Annotated in this window: 10 protein-coding genes; 8 read left to right on the top strand and 2 right to left on the bottom strand. The window is 70.5% G+C overall.

Annotated features, from left to right (window positions below; genetic code table 11):
* On the bottom strand, nt 1-1476 hold a 1476-nt coding region (locus FUT87_RS04745; protein ID WP_186830360.1), incomplete at its 3' end, for a tetratricopeptide repeat protein.
* A gap of 404 nt (nt 1477-1880) precedes the next feature.
* On the opposite strand from FUT87_RS04745, the gene FUT87_RS04740 reads away from it, so the two are divergent.
* Nucleotides 1881-2393, top strand: a complete 513-nt coding sequence (locus FUT87_RS04740; protein ID WP_147240233.1) for a hypothetical protein — start codon at nt 1881-1883, stop codon at nt 2391-2393.
* Nucleotides 2394-2396: 3 nt separating this feature from the next.
* Here the strand turns inward: FUT87_RS04740 and FUT87_RS04735 are convergent, their stop codons facing one another.
* Nucleotides 2397-2903 (bottom strand): DUF1993 family protein, encoded by a 507-nt coding sequence (locus FUT87_RS04735; protein WP_221210991.1) that lies wholly within the window; start codon nt 2901-2903, stop codon nt 2397-2399.
* A 138-nt stretch (nt 2904-3041) separates the two neighbouring features.
* Between FUT87_RS04735 and FUT87_RS04730 the strand changes: the two genes are divergently transcribed.
* From FUT87_RS04730 to FUT87_RS04705, 7 genes are all read left to right on the top strand, one after another.
* The gene (locus FUT87_RS04730) at nt 3042-4049 is read left to right on the top strand and encodes a D-2-hydroxyacid dehydrogenase family protein (RefSeq protein ID WP_147240231.1); all 1008 of its coding nucleotides are present in this window, start codon (nt 3042-3044) and stop codon (nt 4047-4049) included.
* A complete protein-coding gene (locus tag FUT87_RS04725) occupies nt 4046-4681 on the top strand; it encodes a chromate transporter (RefSeq protein WP_147240230.1) in 636 nt (211 codons plus the stop codon). The genes FUT87_RS04730 and FUT87_RS04725 overlap by 4 nt, the downstream gene beginning before the upstream one ends.
* Nucleotides 4678-5253, top strand: a complete 576-nt coding sequence (locus FUT87_RS04720; RefSeq protein ID WP_222617046.1) for a chromate transporter — start codon at nt 4678-4680, stop codon at nt 5251-5253. The genes FUT87_RS04725 and FUT87_RS04720 overlap by 4 nt, the downstream gene beginning before the upstream one ends.
* 53 nt (nt 5254-5306) lie before the next feature.
* Entirely contained in the window at nt 5307-5588 is a 282-nt protein-coding gene (locus FUT87_RS04715) for a hypothetical protein (protein ID WP_147240229.1), read from the top strand.
* A gap of 90 nt (nt 5589-5678) precedes the next feature.
* Nucleotides 5679-6053: a hypothetical protein gene (locus FUT87_RS30330; RefSeq protein ID WP_255511664.1), complete on the top strand. Its 375-nt coding sequence runs from the start codon at nt 5679-5681 to the stop codon at nt 6051-6053.
* Nucleotides 5957-7807: an acyl-CoA dehydrogenase gene (locus tag FUT87_RS04710; protein WP_255511663.1), complete on the top strand. Its 1851-nt coding sequence runs from the start codon at nt 5957-5959 to the stop codon at nt 7805-7807. The genes FUT87_RS30330 and FUT87_RS04710 overlap by 97 nt, the downstream gene beginning before the upstream one ends.
* A 100-nt stretch (nt 7808-7907) precedes the next feature.
* The gene (locus FUT87_RS04705) at nt 7908-8276 is read left to right on the top strand and encodes a glyoxalase superfamily protein (RefSeq protein WP_147240228.1); all 369 of its coding nucleotides are present in this window, start codon (nt 7908-7910) and stop codon (nt 8274-8276) included.
* Nucleotides 8277-8447 lie beyond the last annotated feature (171 nt).

The raw sequence follows: 8447 nt of genomic DNA, 5'->3' as shown, positions 1-8447 counted from the left end.
GCCGGCGGCCTCGGCCTCGCGGCGCAGGTTGGCCTTGGCCCATTCGTTGTCCGCCAGCAGCCACAGCACCGAGTTCGGCACCCCGTGCAGGATGCGCATCCAGGCGCCGAACATCTCGGCGTTCATCTTGTGGTTGTTGTTGAACGAGCAGAAGACGAAGGCGTCCTCGGGCAGCTCGTACTGGGCCCGGGTCGGATCGGCGCCGACCTCGCGCTGGCGGTCGCTGACCTGGTAGCAGTGCGGCAGGTAGATGGGCTTTTCGGAGCAGTACGGCAGGTATTCGGGCGGCATCACGAAGCGATCCGCGATGATCCAGTCCACACCGGGCAGCAGCGAGGTCGCCGGCAGGCCCAGGTAGCTGACCTGCACCGGCGCCGGCCGGTGGGCCAGGATGTTGGGCCGGGCGCCGCTGGTCAGGCCCTGCAGGTCGACCAGCACGTCGATGCCGGCCTGGGCGATCAGCTTGGCGGCGGTGGCATCGTCCATCGCGTTCAGGCGCCAGACCTTGTCCATCGACATCAGCAGCCGCTTGCGCAGCGCGGTGCCGTCCTCGCGGCTCCAGTCGAAGGCATGGATCTCGAATTTCTCGCGGTCGTGCAGCGCGTAGAGCTCGGCGGTGAGCAGGCCCACCGCGTGCATGCACAGGTCGCCGGAGAGGTAGCCGATCTTGATCTTCCCCTGCTGGCGGGCGGCGACCGAGACCGGATGCTTCCAGAGCGCTTCCTTCTGCTTCGTCACCTTCTCGTGGACGAAGCGCTGGGCGGCGCCCATCTGCAGCGCGGGATCGTCGGTGGCGCTCAGCGTGGCCAGCAGCGAGGTCGCGATCAGCAGCCTGTTGTGGGTCACCTCGCCGAAGGGCTGGTAGACCGGCCACTTGCACTGCTTCTGGCGGATGTGGACGTAATGCTGCATCACGTCCGTTTGTTCGGGATTGAGGGTGAGGCTGCGGACCATCAGCGCCTCGGACTCCTCGTAGCGCCGCTGCAGCTCGAGCAGCCGGGCGGCGTTGTTGAAGGCGTGAGTGCGCAGGCCGTCGGTGTCCGCGCCCAGGGCCTCCATCGGGCCGGTGGCGTCGTAGACCGCCTGCCAGGCGGCCAGCGCCTCGTCGACGCGGCCCAGGTGCTCCAGCTGATGGCCCAGATTCAGGCGCGCCTGGGCGAAGCCCGGGCTGATCGCCAGCGCCTGGCGGTAGACCTGCTCGGCGCGCTCATGCTGCTGGATGTTGCCCAGCACGGTGCCCCAGTTGTAGAGCGCCACCAGGCGGGCCGCCGGCGGCTGGCCCTCGTGCGCCAGCCAGGTCTCGTACAGGTGGGCGGCGGCGTCGCCGAGCTGCTGGGTCTGGAGGAAGTTGCCGCGATCCATCAGCTCCGGCAGCGGGAGCGAGCCCTCGCGGGCGCGGATCAGCAGCTGCTCCCATTCCTGGGCCAGGTGGGCGGGAACGCTCAAGTTCGGCATGCTGGGGCGGGCGATGTCCATGGGATCGGGCTTTCGGGGCACGGTGGGACGGCCTGGCGGACACGGCCGGACGAGCCGGCGCGGGCCCTGAGGCCGCCTGTACGGATTGTGTCCGCGCGTTCCCGGGGGAATCCCGGCAAATGGACGGTGCCGACCGTCCATTTCCCTGCCTGGAAGCTCCCGCCCTGGGCGCGCCGCGGACACCGGCGACCCGCCCATCTGGCCCGTTATCGGCCGCCGGAGCGAGAACTTGAGCACGATTTGCAGGCCCCGTCACCGCCTTATCCAGGCTTCGAGGGACAAGGCGGACTTCCACAATCGCCCCGCGATCCTGGCCTCGAAGCCGGGACGCCGCGCGATGAGCAGGCCCGGAAAGGGACGTCGAGGGACGCGCGTTCGATCCACCACGCCAAGAAGAACGCAGCATGAAGGCGATACGGAGCCAGTCGGGTTGGGATGAGATCGTCGAGGAGGCGCAAGCCGTCGAGCTCGACGACCTGGAGACACGGGCGGCCGACGACCCGAGCGGGCTGGCACCGGCCAGCCGCCTGGGCGGCACCGGCGGCGCGGCGATGAACGACGCGCCGGTCCGGCGGCGCAACGGGGATTCGATCTTCCTGAGCCTGATGCGGCTGTGGCCCGGCGAAGGTCGCCGGCCCCAGGCGAGCGCCCGGGCGATGGCCAAGCTGCGGACGGCGTTCCGGGCCAGCGTCGCGGACCTGGCCGACGAGGCCGATGCCCCGGCGCTGGAGCGGGTAAACGCCCTGCGCCGCCACATCGTCCATGCGCGGCATCCGCAGGACCTGTGGCACCTGCGGACGGCGATCTATACGGAAGTGGCGCGGGCCTTCAACCAGGCGGAAGCCGAGGCCCGGCTGCTGATGCTCAACCGGCAGCTCGAGCAGGGAAAGAGCCTGCTGCGGAGACTGCTCGGCTGACCCTTACTTCGGCTGTCCCAGGAAATCCATCTTCCCCAGCGGCACGCCGGCATGACGCAGCAGCGCGTACAGCGTCGTCGCGTGGAAGTAGAAGTTGGGCAGGTTGAAGAAGCGCGCGAAGTCCTGGCCCTGGAACTGCAGCGGCTCCTTGTCGCGGCGCGGCACGCTGACCGAGCGCGTCTCCGAGCCGTTGATCTGCTCGGCGCTGACGGTCTTGAGGAAGTCGCGCGTCTTCTGGATGCGCTGCAGCAGTTCCTCCAGCGAGGCCTCGGTGTCGGGCCAGCTCGGCACCTCGATGCCGGCCAGGCGGGCGGCGCCGCTCTTGGCCGCGTCACTGGCGATCTGGACCTGGCGCGGCAGCGGCAGCATGTCCGGCGCCAGCCGCAGGGTCAGGTAGACGGACTCGTCGAAGCCCTTGGCGATGGCGTGATCACGCGCGGTGCGGATCCAGGTCTGCATGTTGGCCAGCATGCGATCGAACACCGGCACGGTCGCGGCGTACATGTCCATGAAGATCTCCTCGTCTTGGAAGCGGTTGGGATGCGAAGCGGGCGCGATGCTAGTGCCTGTTCCGATCTGTTGCACGACGCTCGCCCAATGGCCTTGGGCCGGCCGTTTCAGGCGAGTAGGATCGGTGCCCGCACGCCTATGAACATCATCATCCTCGACGACTACCAGGACGCCGTGCGCAAGCTGCCTTGCGCCGCCAAGCTGGACGCGCTGAACGCCAAGGTCTTCACCAACACCGTCAAGGGGATCGGCCAGCTGTCGATCCGGCTGCGGGATGCGGAAGTCCTGGTAACGATCCGCGAACGCACCCACTTCTCGCGCCAACTGCTGGAAAAGCTGCCCAAGCTGAAGCTGATCTCGCAGACCGGCCGGGTCGGCAAGCACATCGACCTGGACGCCTGCTCGCGGCTGGGCATCGCGGTGGCCGAGGGCGGCGGCTCGCCAATCGCCCCCGCGGAACTGACCTGGGCGCTGATCATGGCCGCCATGCGCCGCCTGCCGCAGTACATCGCCACGCTCAAGCACGGCGTGTGGCAGCAGTCGGGGCTGAAATCGGGCTCGATGCCGCCCAACTTCGGCCTGGGCATGGTGCTGCGCGGCAAGACGCTGGGCATCTGGGGCTACGGCAAGATCGGCCAGCTGGTCGCCGGCTACGGCAAGGCCTTCGGCATGCAGGTGCTGGTCTGGGGCAGCGAGGCCTCCCGGCTGCGCGCCCAGGCCGACGGCCACCAGGCGGCCGACAGCCGCGAGGCCTTCTTCGAGCAGGCCGACGTGCTGTCGATGCACCTGCGGCTATCGGACGAGACCCACGGCATCGTCACCGGCGAGGACCTGGCGCGGATGAAGCCGACCGCGCTGTTCGTCAACACCTCGCGCGCGGAACTGGTCGCCGATGGCGCGCTGGTGTCCGGCCTGAACCGCGGCCGCCCCGGCATGGCCGCCGTCGACGTGTTCGAGTCCGAACCCATCCTGCAGGGTCACCCGCTGCTGCGGCTGGAGAACGCGGTGTGCACGCCGCACATCGGCTACGTCGAGCAGGACAGCTACCAGATGTACTTCGACGCCGCCTTCGACAACGTCCTGAATTACATGGCGGGCAAGCCGACCAACATCGTCAATCCGGATGCGCTGAAGGTGCACCGGTGAGCGGGCCCGACGGCCGCGCCGCCGCGGACCGCGAGGGCGGCGACGCGGCACCGGTCGCGCTGGCGCGGCCCCGCTCCCTCTCCCATCTGTTCTGGGCCTTCAGCTGGTTGGCGCTGCAGGGCTTCGGCGGCGTGCTGGCGGTGGCGCAGCGGGAACTGGTCGAGCGGCTGAACTGGATGTCGCGCGAGGAATTCGTCGAGACGCTGGCGGTGGCGCAGGTGCTGCCCGGGCCGAACGTCGTGAACATCTCGCTGATGATCGGCGACCGCTTCTTCGGCCTGCGCGGCGCGCTGGTGGCGCTGGCCGGGATGATGACCTTCCCGGCCGTGATCGTGCTGGTGCTGGCGGCGCTGTCGACGACCTGGCTGGCATCGCCGCGGATGACCGGCGCGCTGCGCGGCATGGGCGCGGTGTCGGCCGGGCTGATCCTGGCCACCGGCTTCAAGCTGCTGCCGTCGCTGAAGAAGAACCCGGTCGGCCTGATGCCGGGACTGGCCCTGGCGGCGCTGGTGTTCGGCGCGACGGTCTGGCTCAAGCTGCCGCTGTTCTGGATCGTGCTGAGCGTCGGTGGCCTGGGCATGACGCTGGCGCTGATCGCGCTCAAGCGCAGCCGCGCCGGAGCCCGCCCATGAGTCCGGCGCTCAGCCAGATGCTGATGGGGACGCTGAGCTGGCCCGAGCTCGGCGCGCTGATGCTGCATTTCCTGATGCTGTCGCTGCTGTCGATCGGCGGCGCGATCACGACGGCGCCCGACATGCACCGCTACCTGGTGGACGAGCGCCACTGGCTGACGGACCAGAGCTTCACCAGCTCCATCGCGCTGGCGCAGGCCGCGCCGGGGCCGAACATCCTGTTCGTCGCGGTGCTGGGCCTCAACGTGTCGGGGCTGCTCGGCGCGACGGCGGCGATGGCCGGCATCCTGCTGCCGTCGACGACCCTGGTCGTCGCGGCCACCCGCTGGGCGCGCAACAACCGCGAGCACCTGGGCGTGCGCGCCTTCACCGTCGGCATGGCGCCGCTGACGCTGGGCCTGATGATCGCGACCGGCTGGCTGCTCGCGGCGCCCTACCTGGTCGAGCCCGGCCATCGCTGGGCGACGCTGGCGATGATCGTCGCCACCGTGGTCCTGACGATGCGGACGAAGATCGGCATCGTGTGGCTGGTGCTCGGCGGCGGGGTGCTGGGCGCGCTGGGCGTCGTCTAGGCCGCGGCCATCGATCGCGCGCTCGCGCCCCTCCTCTTCCCCAATTGCTCCTCATGCGCCTCTCTCCCGTTCAAGTCGTCGCCGGCGTCGCCGCCGTGGTCCTCGCCATCGCCGGGCTGGTCCTCGCGACCCGCTTGCGCGAAGCCGCCGTGGACATGCTGTCGGCCCCGCGCCACCGTGCGCCCGCGATGAGCGTCCAGGCGCCGCCGCAGCCCGATGCCAAGGCCTCGCCCGCCGGCGTGCGGGTGATCCCCATCGGCGTCGCCCCGGCGAATCCGACGAATGCGGCGAATCCGGCCAGTTCGCCGCAGGCGGCCCGACCGGGCGGTCGCTGAGGCAGCCGCCCCCGACACCGCCTCGCGTCCTACGCGCACACGCGCCCCAGGCCGACCTCGTCGCCGCACGCGCGGGCCTAGGCTCGCCGCATGGGATTGCACCGACTCCTCGGCCGCCTGGCGATGGCGCCCTTCGCCAAGGCCCTGCCGGCGATGGGCGACACCGAACGCGCCGCGCTCGAGGCCGGCACCGTCGGCTTCGAGGGCCAGCTCTTCGCCGGACAGCCTGATTTCGACGCGCTGATCGCGCGCGGCCCCAACCGCCTCACCGAGGAGGAACGCCGCTTCCTGGACGAGGAGGTCGGCACGCTGGTCGGCATGCTCGACGACCACGCCATCGACGAGGCCGGCGACCTGCCACCGCAGGTGTGGCAGTACCTGCGCGAGCACCGCTTCTTCGGAATGATCATTCGAAGGCATTCGGCGGGCTGGGCTTCGGCCACTACGCCCACGCGGAAGTCGTGACCCGCATCGCGACCGTCAACACCGCCTGCGCGGTGACGGTGATGGTGCCGAACTCGCTGGGACCGGCCGAGCTGCTGCTGCGCTACGGCACGCCGGCCCAGCAGCAGCACTACCTGCCGCGTCTGGCCGACGGGCGGGAGCTGCCCTGCTTCGGGCTGACCTCGCCGTATGCCGGCTCGGACGCCGCGTCCATCCCCGACCGCGGCGTGCTCACCGAGCGCCTGGTCGACGGCCGGCCGGTGCGCGGCTTCAGCGTGCGATTCGACAAGCGCTACATCACTCTGGCGCCTGTGGCCAGCGTCGTGGGGCTGGCCTTCCAGGCGGTGGATCCGTCGCGCCCCGAGGGGCAACAGGCACTGGGCATCACCTGCGCGCTGCTGCCGGTGCCCACGCCGGGCATGGAGATCGGCCGCCGCCACCGGCCGATGGATTCGGCCTTCATGAACGGTCCGATCCGCGGCGAGGACGTGTTCGTGCCGATGGACTGGGTGATCGGCGGCGAAGCGCGCGTCGGCCAGGGCTGGCGCATGTTGATGGAATGCCTGGCCGCCGGTCGGGCCATCTCGCTGCCGGCGTTGGGCGCGGCGATGCAGCAGACGGCGCTGTTCGTGGTCAACGGCTACGGCCAGGTGCGCGAGCAGTTCGGCCTGCCCATCGGACGATTCCACGCGATCGCCGGCATCACCGCGCAGATGGCCGCGCGGCTCTACGCCACCGATGCCGCGCGCCGCTACACCGCGGCGGCGCTGGATGACGGCGAGCGGCCCAGCGTCGCCAGCGCCATCCTCAAGGTGCAGCTCACCGAGGCGGGCCGCCGCGCGGTCAACGACGGGATGGACGTGCTCGGCGGCAAGGGCATCATCGCCGGGCCGCGCAACCTGCTGGGCGTGGCCTATCGGCATGCGCCGATCGCCATCACGGTGGAAGGCGCCAACCTGCTGTCGCGGGCGCTGATCATCTTCGGCCAGGGTGCGACGCGCTGCCACCCGTTCGTGCTGGAGGAGATGGCGGCCGTGCAGGCGCAGGAGCCGGAGCGGCTGGGCCGAGCGCTGGTCGGTCATGTCGGCCATGTGATGCGCAATCTCTGGCGCAGCCTGGCACATGCGCCGCTGCGCGGCGAGCCGCCCGCCGACCTGCGCGCCGAGGCGCGCCTCATCACCTCGCTGTCCGCCCGCTACGCGCTCACGGCCGATCTGGCCATGGGGCTGCTGGACGGCAAGCTCAAGCGCATGGAGCTGCTGTCGGCCCGGCTGGGGGACGTGCTCGCCGGCCTCTACCTCGCGGCCGCCTGCGTGTGGCGCTACGAAGTCGAGAACGACCCGGCGATGCTGCCGGTCGCGCGGGCGGCGATCCGCCTGCAGCTGCACGAGACCGCGACGCTGCTGCGCGAGCTTTACGCCAACCTGCCCTCCGCGGCGCTGCGTGCGGTGGCGCCGCTGATCCTGCACGGCACCGGCCACCTGGCGCCGCTGCGCGACCGCGAGGCCATCGCGCTGGCCGATGCGCTACGCACGCAACCCGCGCTGATGCGCCGCCTGTGCCCCGACGTCTCGCGCCCGATGCGCGGCGGCCTGCTCGACCTGATGCGGGCGCTCGAGGCGGCGGACCAGCTCGGCGACGAAGTGCCCGAACTCAACAAGGCGCTGCGCCGCGCGGGATCGCTGGAAGCGGTGGCGAAGGGGGCGCGTGATCCCGAGGCGGCGCTGGCCTACCTCCAGGCGGCCGAGCAGGTGATTCGCGTGGACGAGGACTAGACGGGCGCGCCCGTGGCGATCCAGCGCGGTGCGCCCCTTCCTCGGATGCACGGTCGGATAGGATCCGACGCTCCAAGAGAAAGCCCGGGGAGTCACGCCGATGAAGTTCAGCCACACCACGCCGATCCTGCGCATCTTCGACGAGGCCAAGGCGCTGGAGTTCTACGTGCAGTTCCTCGGCTTTCAGGTCGATTGGGACCACCGCTTCGAGCCGGGGCTGCCGCTCTACCTGCAGGTGTCCCGGGACGGCTGTGTGCTGCACCTCTCGGAACATCACGGCGACGCCTGCCCCGGTGCGGCACTGCGCATCCAGACGGACGACATCGAGGCCTTCCACGCGGAACTGATCGGCCGGCGTTATGGGTACGCCCGTCCCGGGCTGGAAGAGACGCCCTGGGGATCCAAGGACGTCTCGGTGACCGATCCCTTCGGGAATCGGCTGACCTTCACCAATGCCATCAGCACCTAGGGCGCCCTGCGGTCAGATCAGGCGGCTGCCACCGCCTGGGCCGCGGCCGCCCATCGCGCCGGGAAGTCCGCATGCCGCAGCGCTGGCGAGACTGCCAGCACCGTGACATCCACCAGGCCGTGGACGACGAACGGGTCGCTGGCCATCAGCGCGTCCAGCGCGGCGCGGTCC

This window comes from Mitsuaria sp. TWR114, assembly GCF_007997345.1.
Note: the sequence above shows the minus strand (reverse complement) of the source record. Positions and strands in the feature narration are given on the sequence as shown.

What these genes read in the sequence shown, in the direction of transcription:
- FUT87_RS04735 (WP_221210991.1), bottom strand. Translation starts at nt 2,903, where the DNA reads ATGGACATGTACGCCGCGACCGTGCCGGTGTTCGATCGCATGCTGGCC.
- FUT87_RS04705 (WP_147240228.1), top strand. Translation starts at nt 7,908, where the DNA reads ATGAAGTTCAGCCACACCACGCCGATCCTGCGCATCTTCGACGAGGCC.
- FUT87_RS04730 (WP_147240231.1), top strand. Translation starts at nt 3,042, where the DNA reads ATGAACATCATCATCCTCGACGACTACCAGGACGCCGTGCGCAAGCTG.
- FUT87_RS30330 (WP_255511664.1), top strand. Translation starts at nt 5,679, where the DNA reads ATGGGATTGCACCGACTCCTCGGCCGCCTGGCGATGGCGCCCTTCGCC.
- FUT87_RS04720 (WP_222617046.1), top strand. Translation starts at nt 4,678, where the DNA reads ATGAGTCCGGCGCTCAGCCAGATGCTGATGGGGACGCTGAGCTGGCCC.
- FUT87_RS04715 (WP_147240229.1), top strand. Translation starts at nt 5,307, where the DNA reads ATGCGCCTCTCTCCCGTTCAAGTCGTCGCCGGCGTCGCCGCCGTGGTC.
- FUT87_RS04740 (WP_147240233.1), top strand. Translation starts at nt 1,881, where the DNA reads ATGAAGGCGATACGGAGCCAGTCGGGTTGGGATGAGATCGTCGAGGAG.